The organism is Alicyclobacillus sp. SO9 (assembly GCF_016406125.1).
Lineage (GTDB): Bacteria > Bacillota > Bacilli > Alicyclobacillales > Alicyclobacillaceae > SO9.
The window spans coordinates 4,985,032-5,000,578 of the sequence record NZ_CP066339.1 but is presented as its reverse complement, the minus strand read 5'-3'; the positions used below and the strand labels follow the sequence as shown (position 1 = coordinate 5,000,578).

15 protein-coding genes are annotated in these 15,547 nt (G+C 51.7%); 11 read left to right on the top strand and 4 right to left on the bottom strand.

Going from position 1 to position 15,547, the window contains the following annotated elements; all coding sequences use genetic code 11:
- Positions 1 to 173: 173 nt before the first annotated feature.
- Positions 174 to 299, top strand: a complete 126-nt coding sequence (locus tag GI364_RS25210) for a hypothetical protein (RefSeq protein ID WP_255524527.1) — start codon at positions 174 to 176, stop codon at positions 297 to 299.
- Here GI364_RS25210 and GI364_RS23345 read toward each other — a convergent pair.
- The 4 genes from GI364_RS23345 to GI364_RS23330 form a co-directional block, all read right to left on the bottom strand.
- Positions 290 to 622 carry a hypothetical protein gene (locus GI364_RS23345; RefSeq protein WP_198851553.1) on the bottom strand — a complete coding sequence of 111 codons (333 nt, stop codon included), beginning with the start codon at positions 620 to 622 and terminating at the stop codon, positions 290 to 292. The genes GI364_RS25210 and GI364_RS23345 overlap by 10 nt on opposite strands.
- A gap of 221 nt (positions 623 to 843) precedes the next feature.
- The gene (locus tag GI364_RS23340) at positions 844 to 2,166 is read right to left on the bottom strand and encodes an ammonium transporter (RefSeq protein WP_198851552.1); all 1,323 of its coding nucleotides are present in this window, start codon (positions 2,164 to 2,166) and stop codon (positions 844 to 846) included.
- 153 nt (positions 2,167 to 2,319) lie between these two features.
- Positions 2,320 to 3,747 (bottom strand): polysaccharide deacetylase family protein, encoded by a 1,428-nt coding sequence (locus GI364_RS23335; RefSeq protein WP_198851551.1) that lies wholly within the window; start codon positions 3,745 to 3,747, stop codon positions 2,320 to 2,322.
- A gap of 135 nt (positions 3,748 to 3,882) precedes the next feature.
- Positions 3,883 to 5,049 (bottom strand): MGDG synthase family glycosyltransferase, encoded by a 1,167-nt coding sequence (locus tag GI364_RS23330; RefSeq protein ID WP_198851550.1) that lies wholly within the window; start codon positions 5,047 to 5,049, stop codon positions 3,883 to 3,885.
- Positions 5,050 to 5,324: 275 nt separating this feature from the next.
- On the opposite strand from GI364_RS23330, the gene upp reads away from it, so the two are divergent.
- The 10 genes from upp to atpA all read left to right on the top strand — a co-directional run bounded on the left by upp (position 5,325) and on the right by atpA (position 15,540).
- Entirely contained in the window at positions 5,325 to 5,954 is a 630-nt protein-coding gene (upp, locus tag GI364_RS23325; protein WP_198851549.1) for a uracil phosphoribosyltransferase, read from the top strand.
- A gap of 154 nt (positions 5,955 to 6,108) precedes the next feature.
- Positions 6,109 to 7,233 (top strand): non-hydrolyzing UDP-N-acetylglucosamine 2-epimerase, encoded by a 1,125-nt coding sequence (wecB, locus tag GI364_RS23320; RefSeq protein ID WP_198854181.1) that lies wholly within the window; start codon positions 6,109 to 6,111, stop codon positions 7,231 to 7,233.
- A 1,730-nt stretch (positions 7,234 to 8,963) separates the two neighbouring features.
- Positions 8,964 to 10,151 carry an acetyl-CoA C-acetyltransferase gene (locus tag GI364_RS23315; RefSeq protein WP_198851548.1) on the top strand — a complete coding sequence of 396 codons (1,188 nt, stop codon included), beginning with the start codon at positions 8,964 to 8,966 and terminating at the stop codon, positions 10,149 to 10,151.
- A gap of 621 nt (positions 10,152 to 10,772) precedes the next feature.
- A complete protein-coding gene (locus GI364_RS23310) occupies positions 10,773 to 10,973 on the top strand; it encodes an AtpZ/AtpI family protein (protein WP_233095932.1) in 201 nt (66 codons plus the stop codon).
- Entirely contained in the window at positions 10,970 to 11,362 is a 393-nt protein-coding gene (locus GI364_RS23305) for a hypothetical protein (protein ID WP_233095931.1), read from the top strand. The genes GI364_RS23310 and GI364_RS23305 overlap by 4 nt, the downstream gene beginning before the upstream one ends.
- Positions 11,363 to 11,379: 17 nt before the next feature.
- On the top strand, positions 11,380 to 12,153 hold the full coding sequence (gene atpB, locus GI364_RS23300; protein ID WP_198851546.1) for a F0F1 ATP synthase subunit A: 774 nt from the start codon (positions 11,380 to 11,382) through the stop codon (positions 12,151 to 12,153).
- Between the two features lie 448 nt (positions 12,154 to 12,601).
- Positions 12,602 to 12,850, top strand: coding sequence for an ATP synthase F0 subunit C (atpE, locus tag GI364_RS23295; protein WP_233095930.1), 249 nt, complete (start codon positions 12,602 to 12,604; stop codon positions 12,848 to 12,850).
- A gap of 107 nt (positions 12,851 to 12,957) precedes the next feature.
- Positions 12,958 to 13,440: a F0F1 ATP synthase subunit B gene (atpF, locus tag GI364_RS23290; RefSeq protein WP_233095929.1), complete on the top strand. Its 483-nt coding sequence runs from the start codon at positions 12,958 to 12,960 to the stop codon at positions 13,438 to 13,440.
- Positions 13,437 to 13,988 carry an ATP synthase F1 subunit delta gene (gene atpH, locus GI364_RS23285; RefSeq protein WP_198851545.1) on the top strand — a complete coding sequence of 184 codons (552 nt, stop codon included), beginning with the start codon at positions 13,437 to 13,439 and terminating at the stop codon, positions 13,986 to 13,988. The genes atpF and atpH overlap by 4 nt, the downstream gene beginning before the upstream one ends.
- Before the next feature lie 43 nt (positions 13,989 to 14,031).
- Entirely contained in the window at positions 14,032 to 15,540 is a 1,509-nt protein-coding gene (atpA, locus tag GI364_RS23280) for a F0F1 ATP synthase subunit alpha (RefSeq protein WP_198851544.1), read from the top strand.
- Positions 15,541 to 15,547: the final 7 nt, after the last annotated feature.

The window sequence follows — 15,547 nt, the reverse complement described above, 5'->3', positions numbered from 1 at the left end:
ACAAGTTTAAACTTGAGCTCGAAGCCAGCAAGACTCGGCTCATTGAATTTGGGAGATTCTCCAGTAAACAGGGATCATACAAGGGAAAGAAGAAGCCAGAAACGCTTTACTTCCTTGGCTTCACCCACTATTGCACGCGGAATTGAAAGGGCAATTTTATGGTGGGCAGGAAAATGGAGAAACAACGAATCAAGCGTAGTCCTTCGAAAGTGCACGAAACGATGCGGAGAATTCGACACCAGTCACTTGAGGAGCAATCCCGCCAAATCAACCAGATACTTCGAGGGCACTATGCGTAGTATGGAATGGCCGGCAACCTAAAATGGCTCATCAAGGTATATGTTGCCGTCGATAAGTACTGGCGAAAAATGCTCAGCACCGCCAAACTGGCCCATTTCTCGAGGGTAAGTGGCCGGACCATCTCGATGAACTTTAACAACGCTGGGGATTGAAACGCATTTTTGCGCCGTACCAAGACAGCGGGGGCCTCATCGAATTGCTGAGTAAGTTTGTGAGTAGCTCGGAGCCTTGCTTGTACCGCTTGTTCCGCCTCAGACGAAGGTGAAACGTCAGCAGAGGGCGTCTTATTGAACCATATCGGGGGCTTTTCATCTGCGGACACGAGCATGCCCTGCACTGATTTCAGTACAGGGCAAAAGACGCCGCTCCGGTCGTAACAGTTCGTCGCAGTCGGTTGTAGTTGGTGTAGTTGGTGTAGTTGGTGTAGTTGGTGTAGTTGGTGTAGTTGGTGTAGTTGGGTTGTAGTTTGTACAGTCCGTTAGAGCCGGTGTCTAGACTGGCGGCGTCATGACGAAGGCAGTTTACCCGGGGAGCCAGCAAGCGCTACTCGCTGGCTTCTGAAGTCATGGCAGAGGCTTTGGCCATTTGTCGAGCTGCTGGTGTCGCGTGTTTTTGCCACTCGTGGCTGAAAACAACACCCAAGTCCACGTGTGTGGCCACCGTTCCGTGTGAACTCAAATCCAATCCGATTTCTTCTTCTTCGCGGCTCACTCGCAGGGGTACAAACAGATTGATAAGTTTCAGCGATCCGAATGTGGCACCGACCCCCCACAGGCTCACGACAACAGTTCCGAGCAGTTGAACACCGAGCAGATGCCAATGGCCGGTTGTTAAGAGGCCGCCTGTTTGTGCGAACAGGCCCACCATGACGGTGCCGAAGACACCGTTGACGCCGTGGACCGCGACTGCGCCGACGGGATCGTCCACGCCTATTTTCTCTACCCAGCCCGTAGCCCAAATCATCAGCACACCGGCAGCTGCGCCAATCACAAGCGCACTCCAGAATCCAACAAAGGCACAACCTGCTGTGATGGCAACCAGCCCCGCCAAGATGCCGTTAATCGTAGCACCGATATCCGCCTTATCTTCGCGGAACAGTGTATAGAGCATTGCCGCTCCGCCGCCTGCGATGGAAGCAAGCAGTGTATTCATCGCAATCTGCGAAATGTCAGCGGCCTGCGCGTTGAGCGTACTGCCGGCATTAAATCCAAACCAGCCAAACCATAAGACGAAGGTTCCGACAGCAGCCAACGGCAGGTTGCTGGGAGCGAAGGCCTGAGGCTTCTCACCTGTGCCAAATTTTCCGATTCGGGCACCAATCATGGATGCTGCAACCATGGCTGAAAAGCCTGCCATAGCGTGAATTACGGTCGATCCCGCAAAATCCTTCATCCCCATCTGCGCCAACCACCCGTGGTTGCCCCAAACCCAGTGTCCAGAGATAGGATAAATAATGGCTGTCATCAGCAACACGTACAGTACGTAAGCCTTGAAGTTCATCCGTTCTGCTACAGCGCCGCTGACAATACTGACAGCAGCCACTGTAAAGGCGGCTTGGAACAGCCAAAATGCCTGATGCGGAATGGTTGTCGGCAGATGGGAAAGAACACCCTGCATTGCGAAGCCGCTTGTGCCGATGAGCCCGAAGGCACTTTTTCCGAACATTAAACCAAATCCAATTAAGAAATATGCGAACACCCCAAAAATCAGGTCTGCGAATACTTTCATAATGATTGAAACGTGGTTCTTGGAGCGGATAAATCCCGCTTCTAGCAGCGCAAACCCACCTTCCATGAAAAAGATCATGGAAGCCGTCAGTACAACCCAAGTCGTATTCAATCCGGTGACAATGGACGGGTTTGGCATTTGGATTCCTCCACTCTTGAACATTGCAAAAATTCACTTGATGTGGTTTTAGTATGCCAAGGGGCATGTGGAGGAACAAGAGAATTTGTTAGAATACCTGACACGGAGCGCGGAGTAAGGGTTTTCACTCCGGTGAATCTGTTCTATATGGTGCTAAGTGGCAGCAGCTTTTCCGTATCTATCGATGAGTTCCTGCCGACTCATCCATACGTGCTTGACGTGAAGGCTTTGTCGCCCCTGTCTCAATCTGCGCACTCCGTCTGGGTGGTACAGGGCCATTAGGAAGCGCATATAGCGTTCCAAACGCCGCCTTTCCCGGTGGGAAGGTAGGTCTTCCACATGAAATCCAAGTGTTTCGATTCCCCGGTGGATCAAGGTAACTCCGGTAATTGCTTGAATATCGTGGTATGCAGGGTGATACTGCAACAAAGCTGCGAGACGTTGCAACCCGCGTCGAGTTTGTCTCAGACCTCCTATCAGCGACTTTGGGTTATCTGCTTGGGAAAGCATCGCCAGAGTTGTGTTTTGAAAGTGGAGGTCCAAAGCCGGCATACCATCGTGCAACAGGGCTTGCTTAGGCAGCAAGTGAGCAGCGTGATTTGCTGCAGCGGGGGTAGAGGTAGGGGGAGAAGCATGGGAAGGGGCAGAGGTAGGGGAAGGGGCAGAGGTGTATTGCCTCGGTCCGAATGACCATACGGTTCGGTTGAAGCGGAATATTTCATCCAGGCTTTCAATCTTGTACAACCGGGTAAAGCCCCATTCCACCAGCCTCCACACAAAAATCAATGATCGCCTTGGCAGAGGGTACGTTTTGTACAGAGAAGCTTTCGAGGCCGGTCTTGTTTCATGAAGTTTCTGATTGTGCAGATCACCCACCGTTTGAAAACTGTACTGCAGGGCCTGAATCGTCTCTATGGCTTCCGGCAAGGCTTCAATTGTACGGACGGGTGCGGCTTCGGCGCCGCCGGCATCATGACAAAGGATGATTGCTCCTGAACAGGCGCTGTTAATCATGTTATTTCTTACCGCGGTGCCGGTTTGCTTTTCCATCCAATCCATGGCCCTTCCGGACCACAAGACAGGCTTAAGCCCTGCTGCTCTTATGGCGAGTCTTGAGACCAACGAGAAGGCACCCCATGGTGGACGGTAAAACCGTACGGGTTGTCCGGTTAGATTTTCAAGTATCCTTTTCGACTCCCGAACGTCTTGAAAAACAGTGAACGGATTTTGTAACCATGCATGGCGATGTGTGCAGGAGTGAGATGCGATTTCGTGGCCCTCTCTAATCATTCGCTGGACCAGTGCAGGCTGTTGCAGGGCGTTTTCTGCTACCAGAAAAAACGTAGCTCTCACGTTGTAGTTTCTGAGGCAATCCAAGACGGCAGGTGTATAGCGTTCATCGGGACCGTCGTCGAAGGTGAGTGACACAGCGCGTACGGTACCATGTACGGCATCTAATCCTTTATAAAATGTGCCGATGTGAAGCCAGTGAAACAGGGCTTCAGGAAGCAATGCATAACACAGAAAGAGGCCAGCAAGAAGCGCCAGTATCAAAAGTGTAATGAGAGTAAGATGAGGCACCAGACAACCCTCCAGCAACGACCACCAGTTTTTCTACTGTCATTGTATTGTGCAGTGCTCCTGATGTGTCCAAAAGCCGCTGCACTCCTACCCCGGGACATACCCTGGGCATTACCTCGGTTCCTACCTTGGGACCTACCCCGGGAACGAGTACTGCGCTTGAACCTCCACTGCATCCGCCATGTTCATGAGCTCCGCTGCAATTTTACCTGCTGCGTTACGGCGGCGGATGAGCCGTGTCATGTGGCGCATTTTTTCGCGCTTCTGCGGGTTTTCCACCAACAAATCACGGAGTGCGTCTGTGACCTGGGGGCGAGTCTCAGCTAGTACAGCAACACCTGCAGATACCAAGTAGTCGGCGTTTTGCACTTCTTGTCCTGGGATGGGGCGGTATAACAGCATTGGCAATTCCATGGCCAGGGCTTCTGAAATGGTTAATCCACCGGCTTTGGTCAGTACGATATCGGAGACCCCCATCAACTCGTGAACGTCCTGCGTGAAGCCATAGACTTTTACGGTTTGTTTCGCGTTTGCAACGAGGCCGTCAATTTGTGCTTTCATCCTGTCGTTGCGCCCTGTGACTACAATCACTTGCACAGGTTTTGGATAGTTAAACAGCTCTTCGCAAATCAGATTGATATCGCCCATGATGCCGTAGGCACCGCCCATGACAAGGACTGTAGGCAGATTCTTGTCCAAACCGTATTTTTCCTGAAGACTCTTTCGGTCATAAGCAGCGTCAAAAGCAGGGCGAATGGGAATGCCGGTGACGGAAATGTTGCTGCGGCTTGTGCCGCGGCGGATGAGGCCTTGGCGAACGTGATCGGACCCAACAAAATATCGTGTCGTCAACGGATGGATCCACTGACTGTGAATGGCATGGTCTGTGATGATAGTCGCCAGCGGGACCTGTGTCCGTCGAAGTTGCTTCAAAAACGAAACGACTCCAGCTGGAATGGGGAACGTAGACAGCACAACATCCGGGTTGGACTCGGTCAGCAGACGTTCCAAAGCGTGTATGCCAACGGAGTTCAACTTCTTTTGAATCATGGAAGACGGAGATAGATTACTTGTACCTTTATAAAACCAGTCCCACAGCAAGGGTGCGAACTGGACACTTTTGAGATAACAGTATCTTGCAACGGAATCCAAAAGCGGATGAACCATTCGAACGAAGTCGACAATCACGACTTCGGTTTCCGGACTCTGCAACGACAGCGCATCGCGAACGGCGTACGCAGCCTGTTGATGACCTTCGCCGTAAGCGGCGGATAAAATGAGCAGCTTGGACAACTGAGCCACGCACCGGCACCTCTTTTCAAAATGGGATTGAGGGAGAGGTCGTCCGATCCTCGGGATTTCCAGACATGTACGACTACTAATGTCGGATTCAATTTACGAATTCGTCATTTCGTCTTTTCGTCATACTGTTGAATTTGGCAGACCACATTATATCACATGAGCACTTTCATTATCTCGAAAAAACGGACTTAAGCGCATTGTATTTTGGGACTTTTGTTATAATGACAGGGAGTTTATTTATTTCATGAAAATATACTGCGAAGGAGTGTGGGTGCGTGGGACAAGTCCATGTTCTGAAACACCCCCTGATTCAACACAAACTGACATATATACGGGACAAGGATACCGGAACTAAAGAGTTTCGAGCCTTGGTGCAAGAAGTCGCCATGCTCATGGCCTACGAAATTACCAGGGAACTGCCGCTGGCGGATGTAAGTGTGACTACGCCTGTCAGTGATGCCAAGACCCAGGTGATTGCCGGGAAGACACTTGCGCTAATCCCCGTTTTGAGAGCAGGATTGGGAATGTTGGATGGAATTCTGAACCTGATTCCGAATGCGAAGGTGGGGCATGTGGGATTATATCGCGATCCTGAGACGTTAGATCCCGTAGAATACTACTGCAAGCTTCCACAACACATGGAGGAACGGGATGCTATCGTTGTCGATCCGATGCTTGCAACAGGCGGATCGGCCAGCGCAGCCATTTCAGCCATTAAGAAAAGGGGAGCAGTTTCCGTCAAGCTCATGTGCCTTGTGGCAGCCCCCGAGGGAATTGAGAAGGTGAAGGCCAGTCACCCGGATGTCGATATCTATGTGGCTGCAGTTGATAAGGAGCTCAACAGTCACGGGTATATTGTTCCGGGCTTGGGCGATGCAGGCGATCGACTGTTTGGCACACGCTAATCGCTTGGACTGAACAAAGTAGAAACTGAGTTGAAGAGTTGAGTTGAAGAGTTGAGTTGAAGAGTTGAGTTGAAGAGTTGAGTTGAAGAGTTGAGTTGAAGAGTTGAGTCAAATCGAAGGAGGAAAGTGTGTGAATGCGTCTCCGTTGCGCGTCATGACAGTCTTTGGAACTCGTCCGGAAGCAGTGAAAATGGCACCCTTGGTTAAAGCGCTGGAGGCCGAACCCGATGTGGAATCACTTGTCTGTGTAACTGCTCAGCACCGTGAAATGCTCGATCAAGTGTTGCAGGTTTTTGAAATTAAACCAGACGATGACTTGGACATTATGGAACCTAATCAGTCTTTAGGGACCATTACCGCGAAGGCGCTTAAAGGAGTTGAGCCGGTCATTCGCGATCGAAAACCGGACATCGTACTGGTTCACGGCGATACGACCACGACATTTGCGGCCGCTCTGGCAGCTTTTTACCAATCTGTATCGATTGGCCACGTGGAAGCCGGACTCCGTACATATGACAAGTACAGTCCCTTCCCTGAAGAAATGAATCGTCAGTTGGCAGATGTACTCTGCGACATGTATTTTGCTCCCACTCAGTGGTCTGCAAAGAATCTTTGGAGTGAAGGGAAGCCCGCTGAGCGCGTGTTTGTTACCGGAAACACAGTGGTTGACGCAATGAAGACGACAGTTCAACCGGATTACGAGCACACCGTGTTGAATCAAATCCCATCTGAGTCTCGAATTATTTATATGACAGCTCACCGTCGCGAAAATTTCGGCGAAAAGTTGGAGAATTTGTGCCGCGCAGCGTTTCGCATTGTGGAACGGTTTGAGGACGTACATCTCATTTATCCAGTCCATCTGAATCCTAATGTGCGCGAAACAGCTTATCGTCTGCTTGGGAATCACCACCGAATTCACTTGATTGATCCGTTAGGCGTCATCGACAACCACAACTTCATGTCGAAGGCTACCCTCATTTTGAGCGACTCCGGCGGCATTCAGGAGGAAGCACCGAGTATGGGCGTGCCCGTGCTTGTTCTGCGCGATACAACAGAACGTCCTGAGGGCGTCACAGCTGGTACTTTAAAGCTGGTCGGTACCAATGAGGACGCGGTTGTGAGTGAGGCCACAAAGTTGTTGACTGATTCAAGTGCCTATCAGGACATGGCCCACAGGCAGAATCCCTACGGCGACGGCGAGGCCTCGAAACGGATTGTGGAGGCAATACTTTACCACTTCGGGCGGGGTCCGCGCCCGCAACCCTTTGTATACAAGTAGAGTCCGGCACGCACATCTGGTCGATGCATGCTACCCGCATCGGCATGGCTGAGACGCGGCTGGGGACAGGCTCGCGGCCCGGGGGTCGACTGGAGTGGCGGAGTCGAGTGAAGTGACACAGTGGAGGATAAGCGTTTGAGAAACGCTTATCTACATCATCTGCGGGTTCGCGCGGCGAATAGCGATCCGAGAAGAGCTTATCTGGCGGGCCACACCCGGCAGGCTCCGGATGCGGCCCCAGCCCAGCGGTCGAGTGCAGTGATGGAGTGGAGGATAAGCGTTTGAGAAACGCTTATTTACATCATCTGCGGTTTCGAGGGGCAAATAGCGATCCGAGAAGAGCTTATCGGTGGAAAAGCCGCTCTGAACAGGGGTGTCGGTAGCGGATAAGGATCCGGGAGGAGCTTATTTCGGCGAATTCGGGCCCGGGCGGTGCAATAGCGATCCGAGAAGAGCTTATCTGGCGGGCCACACCCGGCAGGCTCCGGATGCGGCCCCAGCCCAGCGGTCGAGTGCAGTGATGGAGTGGAGGATAAGCGTTTGAGAAACGCTTATTTACATCATCTGCGGTTTCGCGGGGCAAATAGCGATCCGAGAAGAGCTTATCGGTGGAAAAGCCGCTCTGAACAGGGGTGTCGGTAGCGGATAAGGATCCGGGAGGAGCTTATTTTGGCGAATTCGGGCCCGGGCAGTGGAATAGCGATCCGAGAGGAGCTTATCTGGCGTCCCGTCCCGCCCCCCAGCCCACACCCGGCAGGCTCCGGATGCGGCCCCAGCCCAGCGGTCGAGTGCAGTGATGGAGTGGAGGATAAGCGTTTGAGAAACGCTTATTTACATCATCTGCGGTTTCGCGGGGCAAATAGCGATCCGAGAAGAGCTTATCGGTGGAAAAGCCACTCTGAACAGGGGTGTCGGTAGCGGATAAGGATCCGGGAGGAGCTTATTTCGGCGAATTCGGGCCCGGGCGGTGCAATAGCGATCCGAGAAGAGCTTATCTGGCGTCCCGCCCCCCACCCCGCACCCGGCAGGCCTTCGGATGCGGCCCCAGCCCAGCGGGCGAGCGCAGTGACACAGTGGAGGATAAGCGTTTGAGAAACGCTTATCTACATCATCTGCGGGTTCGCGCGGCGAATAGCGATCCGAGAAGAGCTTATCGGTGGGAAAGCTGCTCTGAACAGGGGTGTAGGTAGCGGATAAGGATCCGGGAGGAGCTTATTTTGGCGAATTCGGGCCTGGGCGGTGGAATAGCGATCCGAGAGGAGCTTATCTGGCGTCCCGTCCCGCCCCCCACCCCACACCCGGCAGGCTCCGGATGCGGCCCCAGTCCAGCGGGCGAGTGCGGTGACACAGTGGAGGATAAGCGTTTCAGAAACGCTTATCTACATCATCTGCGGATGTAAAATAGTTTGCCATCAAATCGTTGCTTTTTCGCCGTTGGGAGAAGTGTGGAAAGTGTTGGTTTATCCGCTTTTCCCTGATAATATGAAAGTGCTTACACCTCTCTGCGCAGGTCAGGGCCCCCATCAAACCGCGGCAGTGCTTCACGATGGAGGTGCTTGACGATGCAGGTGACAGATGATGGATCTCATTGTGCTCTGGTCAAATGCGTCGCAGAGACTGTTACTGGGGCAATCATTTTTCAACAATCGCTTTTTCAAAACGTACCTTTTATACTTTCAGCAGCATCCTTTTCACAGCGAATTCAAGACATTTAAAAGGGGAGAAGCCACATGGGCAAGGAAGCGGTTATTGTGAGTGCAGTGCGAACACCGGTTGGCAGTTTTAACGGTGCGCTGTCACCTTTGTCCGCACCAGCTATGGGTGCCATTGTCATTAAGGAGGCCTTGCAAAGGGCGAACATTGATAGCAGTGCTGTTGAAGAAATCATTATGGGAAATGTGTTACAGGCCGGAATTGGTCAAAACCCTGCCCGGCAGAGTGCAATTCAAGCAGGTATTGCGGACACTGTTCCGTCCATGACCATTAATAAGGTCTGCGGTTCAGGGTTGAAAAGTGTGATGCTGGCTGCACAGGCCATTCGTGCCGGCGATGCGGATGTGCTCGTGGCAGGCGGCATGGAGAGTATGACAAATGCTCCGTATTTGTTGGAAGGTGCACGCAGCGGCTTTCGCATGGGTGACAAGAAAGTTGTCGACAGCATGATTCGGGATGGGCTGTGGTGTGCGTTTACGGATGTGCACATGGGTGTCACTGCAGAGAACGTAAGTGACCAGTTTTCTGTAAGCCGGGAAGAGCAGGATGCGTTCGCCGCACGCAGTCAGCAACGCGCCGCTGCGGCTATTGAAGCAGGCCGTTTTAAGGATGAAATTGTGCCTGTGGAAATTCCGCAACGCAAAGGCAGTCCGGTTACATTTGACACAGATGAATACCCGCGGGCCGGCACAACTGCTGAAGTCCTTGCCAAGCTCCGCCCCGCCTTTAAAAAAGATGGGTGCGTCACAGCCGGGAATGCGTCGGGTATTAACGACGGTGCGGCAGCTGTCACTGTTGTAAGTGAGGACAAAGCTGCGGAGCTGGGATTGAAACCGATGGCTCGCATTCTCGGCTACGCGAGCGCTGGGGTCGATCCCGCTATTATGGGCATAGGTCCCATCGAAGCCACGCGAAAGGCCCTGGCTAAGGCTGGACTTACGGTAGCAGACATGGACTTGATTGAGGCCAACGAAGCCTTTGCCTCACAGTCTATTGCTGTCGCCCGTGAGTTGGGATTTCCAGATGAGAAAGTCAATGTAAACGGAGGCGCTATCGCTCTGGGACATCCCATTGGGGCAAGTGGGACAAGAATTCTTGTCACTTTGCTGCACGAACTACAAAAGCGGGGCGGACGCTATGCACTCGCAACGCTTTGCATCGGCGGCGGCCAAGGAGTGGCAATGGTTGTCGAACGCATGAATTGATGGATTGATGTGCTGCGTTAGGATTCAAGCGAATCTGGCAGTTCCGTCCATCGCCTTGACCCGAGCCCGGCTCTGGGTTCCGCCGGGCTCTGCATGGAGTCGAGCTTAGGCTTTGCGGAAATCCGCGCTGCATCGAATTGGCAGTTTGTTTTGGGACCGTTTTCTTGAGAGTGAGACCGTCTGTTTCATGGATTGTGCATGCAAGAATTTGTTTGCGAATTTGTTCGTAATATTGTGCATGATTTTAATGAAAAGAGGGAAAACTAGAGCCGTTCTGTGAATAGACAGTTTGCGACGCATCATGGCTTAAAGATACAGCCTATAATCCGTTGACATTGAGCGGCTTCTTAGTTACTATTAGCGAGGGTTCTAGGCTTTTCACAATGAGACACGGTCTTTCACCTACGAAGCATAAACTGGCTAGCAAGTTTGCTTCAGAAAATACCGCTGTTTCAGGGTTATAGAGGCTCTAATGGGCAGATGAGAATAACCTGGTGAAATCGCGTTCACACCCTGAATACCGCGATGTACAGTCTCTCTTTTTGTCCCTCTCGCTATTCGCGTTAGGTGGTGTACAAAATAGCAGACCGAAAACATCCTCAACATCAGGATGGTTCAAGTATGTGGAAGACGTTTGCTGTGTATTCAGGTGCCATGTTTCAATTTGCGGCCTGTATGGTCGTTTTTGGCTATCTGGGGCACCTCATGTCGAACCATGTTCATCATATGTGGCCAACTATTGTGGGGGTTGTGTTTGGTGTCGTCGTAGGTTCCACAGGGCTCGCGTTTCTCGCCAAACAGATTCTGGGAGACAAGCGATGAATCAAGACCGATTAAATGCTCGGATTCGTGCAATCAAATTATGGGGACTAGCTTTCATCGGCCTGACAGTCATAGCCTGGCTCGTTTTGGGGCATTGGCGGGAAGCGTTGAGTGGTCTCTTCTTAGGGGAACTTGGCGGCGCATACGTTGTGCTGAGCTTGATTCACCAAGGGCACCGGAATGACAACACTGCAGGAACAGCGTTGTTTGCGTCCGGAGTTATTGGCATGTTCACGCGTGTCATTGCCTTGATAGCGGTGATGGTCATTGCTGAACACTGGCGGACCTTCTTCAACCCCTATGCAGCACTCATCGGTTATTTACTTGGGTTTGTCTTCATATTTGTGGGTCTCTATGGTTTTGCAAAGGGCCAGAACACTGACTCGTAAGCAAAGAGGGTGAGAAAATGCCGAATTTTCCCTTGCTGTTTCCGAACTCCATATTCAAGACGGATATCGTCGTGATTGGAACCATCTTTTTCACGGGACTCATTGTCCTCATTGTCATGCGAATGGCTGTGAGTAAGATGGATATGCGACGGCCGCGGGGAGTTCAAAACTTCATTGAGTGGGCAGTTGATTTCACGGCCAATACGGCTCGGGATACCATGCCTTCGGAAACAGCTGTGCGTTTCGTTCTGCCGTTGGCGTTCTTTACTGTGTTCTTTCTGTTTATCGCCAACTGGCTGGGCCTCATCATCACTGTAGCGGTGAAGCTCCATCATCCGATTCCTGCACTTGGACTGACTGCCACAAAGTTGGCAAACGTCAATCCGAAGGGAACTATGATGCTGTTCGATTCGCCGACAGCCAACATGAGTACGGCTCTAGGTTTGGCGGTTATGGTCTGGATTATTGCCAACGCGCGCGGACTTCGCCACCCGGGACTCTGGTTTCGTCACCTTTTCTCTCCGAACCCGCTGGGGCTCCTAGAGGAAATCACGAACCCGCTCACGCACGGAATGCGTCTTTTCGGCAATATCTTCGCCGGAGAAGCCTTGCTGCAGGTGATGCTCAATGCACCCTTTGCGCTGGGGTGGATTCCGTGGACATTCCCGCTGATTCTACTATGGCTGATCTATGCGGGGTTCGTTGCTACAGTTCAAGCGTACGTATTTATGGTGCTGCTGACGCTGTATATCGGCAACAAGTCCTTTGACGGCCATGGCAGTCACGCATAATCAAGTACAGCGCCGACTCGATTCTCTAACGGCTGTTCTAGGTTTTGGGTACAGTTGACTGTTGTTAAGTGGTTCGTTGCGGCAAATCTCATTATTGCAGGGAATTTACTGCAGAGAATTCAAAGGTTTTGCTGCAAAGAATTTTATTGCAAAAGCATCTTGGTGCAAAAGCAACTTATTGCAACAAGCTCTGTGTAAACAAGATCATTTCTAAGTTGTTTAGCTGTTGCACAGTTTGTTGAAGTGTCACAGTCGGATGGTCGCTGGTTTGGCTGTCCAAGGCGTGCTGCTGCCGTTCTTTCCAAACTATAGTCCTGTAAGGGACTTCAATTCCGAACTCCGCATTACAACAATGCGTTATTACCATCCTATGTTTAATACCTAGGTACACATGTACAAAACTGAATGCAAGGCATTCTTGAGAACAGGGTTAAGGAGGAAAATCTTAATGTCTCAGATGTATATCAAAGCTATGTTCGATATTGCAGCTGCTTTGCTGCTTGGTATGGGAGCGCTTGGCTCAGGTGTCGGTGACGGTTTAGTTATGAGCAAGTATGTCGAGGGAATTTCCCGCCAACCGGAAGCCCGCGGTCAAATCTTTGCAGGTTCCATCCTGGGTATTGCTTTCGTTGAAGCATTCCCTGTTATCGCAATGGCCTTCGGTATCATCATCCTGTTTGGCTCTGGTCAGCTCTAAGTTGCAGCCATGAAGCGGAGGGCATGTACTGAGATGAGAATTCAGTATTGTGTTGTTCCGGTGCGAAACGGGCAAGACCAAGCTTTGACAGAAGGGAGTGGCGAAGGTTGTTCGAGCTAGGTACGTTTATATTTTCAATTATTTCGTTCCTTATCATGTTCTGGATTGTTTCAAAATTCGGTTTCAAGCCCATTCAGAACATGCTGGAACAGCGGCGGGCTCATGTTGAAGCGCAGATTAACGAGTCTGAAGAGAACAGAGCCCAGGCTGAGCGCTTGCGGAACGAACAGGCGCAACTGTTGGAAGAAGCTCGGCAGGAAGCGAAGTACCTGGTGGAAAGCGCCAGGGGCCGTGCAGATGAGCAGGGTCGTGAAATTGTTGCCGAAGCGCAGGCAGAGGCAGCTCGTTTGCTCGAGGAAAATCGCAGCCAGATTGAGCGTGAGCGCCGAGAGGCCTTGGACAGCGTGTTGGACAAGGTTTCCGAGCTTACGGTGGAATTGACCACGAAACTTCTTCGCAACAACGTTTCCGACGAGGTACATCAGGAAATGTTACAAGAAGCTGAGAAGCGGTTAGGTGAATTAGTATGATTAGCGGAGTGGTGACGAACAGGTACGCGCAGGGGTTGTTCCTCGTCAGTGAAGAGCACGGTGTGACCAATGCGGTCGACGAGGGTCTGCAGTTGCTTGCCGGAACCTTTGCAGAATATCCAGAGTTTAAATCCATCATAGAGCACCCTGTGATTTCCACAGAGGACAAACTAAAGTCCATTGACAAGGTGTTCGGAGATAATCTTGACGGGCTTGTGAAACGTTTTCTGCATGTCCTGTTTGGCAGGGGCAGAAGTGCCTATGTCACCGCAGTTGCTGAACGCTTTCATCAACTCACGGATGAAGCACAAGGTAAACGGACGGTTGTCGTAGAAACGGCCAAGCCTCTTGCTGACGGAGAAGCAGCGAAACTGGATGCGGAATTGAGTAAAGCCTGGGGCAAAGAAATTCATGCAGAGGTTGAAGTCAATTCCGAATTGTTGGGCGGCTATCGCATTCGCGTCGGCAATCGTGTGCTTGATGCAACGGTGCAAGGCGCATTGACGCAGTTTACTGAGCAGTTGCTGGCCGGTGCGGTGAAGAGATGAGACGCATAGTACCGCAAGATTCGCAAAGTGAGGAGGGAACCTTTTGAGCATTCGACCTGACGAAATCAGTTCTCTGATTCGAGAGCAGATTAATCAATTCGAATCACAGGTGAAAGTATACGATACAGGTATCGTTCTATCCGTCGGTGACGGAATTGCTCGCCTGCACGGCTTGGATAACGTCATGGCTGGCGAGTTGGTTGAGTTCCAGAATGGTGTGTTCGGTATGGCGCTCAACCTTGAAGAAGACAATGTAGGTGTTGTTGTGCTGGGTTCCGTACAAGGAATTCAGGAAGGGGACGAAGTGCGCCGTACAGGCCGAATCGTGCAGGTTCCGGTTGGACACAACCTGTTGGGCCGCGTCGTTAATCCCCTTGGACAGCCCGTAGACAACCAGGGCCCCATCGAGGCAGCGGGGCATCGCCCCATCGAGTCCAAAGCACCTGGTGTTATTCAGAGAAAGTCAGTTCACGAACCTTTGCAAACTGGAATTAAAGCCATTGATTCTATGATTCCAATTGGACGCGGACAGCGTGAATTGATTATCGGCGACAGGCAGACAGGTAAGACCGCCATCGCCTTGGATACCATCATCAACCAGAAAGGCAACGGTGTGAAGTGCATCTATGTTGCCATCGGTCAAAAGCAGTCCACAGCTCGGCAGGTTGTAGAGACCTTGAAGAAGCACGGAGCGATGGAGTACACCATTGTTGTTACGGCCAGTGCCTCCGATCCAGCACCGCTTTTGTTCCTGGCACCTTATGCCGGTTGTTCCATGGGTGAGTACTTCATGTACGAGGGCGAGCATGCCCTTATCATCTACGACGACTTGTCGAAACAAGCAGCAGCATACCGCGAAATGTCCTTGCTGCTTCGTCGTCCTCCCGGCCGTGAAGCCTTCCCTGGAGACGTTTTCTACTTGCACTCCCGCTTGTTGGAGCGCGCGGCGAAGCTGTCCGATGAAATGGGCGCTGGGTCACTTACGGCTCTGCCATTTATTGAGACTCAGGCCGGAGACATTGCGGCCTACATCCCAACCAACGTGATCTCCATCACGGACGGACAGATTTTCCTTGAATCAGACCTGTTCCACTCCGGTGTGCGTCCGGCAGTCAACGTGGGTACATCCGTTTCTCGTGTTGGTTCTGCTGCACAAGTGAAAGCCATGAAGTCGGTCGCGGGAACACTGAAGCTCGACTTGGCACAGTTCCGCGAACTCGAGGCTTTCTCTCAATTCGGATCCGATTTGGATAAGGCAACCCAGGCGCGCCTGGCTCGAGGTCAGCGCATGGTGGAAATTCTTAAGCAGCCCGAGCATGAGCCGCTGTCAGTGGAGCGTCAAGTGGTTTCCATCTGGGTAGCTGTTAACGGTCATTTGGATGACGTGGCACTTTCTGCAGTTGGTAAATTTGAGAAGGAATGGTTGGCTTTTGTTCAGTCTGATTACCCGACCATCTATGAAAATATACAGAACACCAGCAAACTTGGTGACGACACAGTCGCATTGCTGGAAGAAGCCGTGAAGAAGTTCAAGGCCGGCTTTGTCGCATAACCAAAAC

Excerpts from the sequence above, each read along its gene's own strand:
- GI364_RS23315 (WP_198851548.1), top strand. The coding sequence starts at position 8,964 with ATGGGCAAGGAAGCGGTTATTGTGAGTGCAGTGCGAACACCGGTTGGC.
- atpH (WP_198851545.1), top strand. The coding sequence starts at position 13,437 with ATGATTAGCGGAGTGGTGACGAACAGGTACGCGCAGGGGTTGTTCCTC.
- wecB (WP_198854181.1), top strand. The coding sequence starts at position 6,109 with ATGACAGTCTTTGGAACTCGTCCGGAAGCAGTGAAAATGGCACCCTTG.
- GI364_RS23340 (WP_198851552.1), bottom strand. The coding sequence starts at position 2,166 with ATGCCAAACCCGTCCATTGTCACCGGATTGAATACGACTTGGGTTGTA.
- GI364_RS23310 (WP_233095932.1), top strand. The coding sequence starts at position 10,773 with ATGTGGAAGACGTTTGCTGTGTATTCAGGTGCCATGTTTCAATTTGCG.
- atpE (WP_233095930.1), top strand. The coding sequence starts at position 12,602 with ATGTCTCAGATGTATATCAAAGCTATGTTCGATATTGCAGCTGCTTTG.
- atpB (WP_198851546.1), top strand. The coding sequence starts at position 11,380 with ATGCCGAATTTTCCCTTGCTGTTTCCGAACTCCATATTCAAGACGGAT.
- GI364_RS23305 (WP_233095931.1), top strand. The coding sequence starts at position 10,970 with ATGAATCAAGACCGATTAAATGCTCGGATTCGTGCAATCAAATTATGG.
- GI364_RS25210 (WP_255524527.1), top strand. The coding sequence starts at position 174 with ATGGAGAAACAACGAATCAAGCGTAGTCCTTCGAAAGTGCACGAAACG.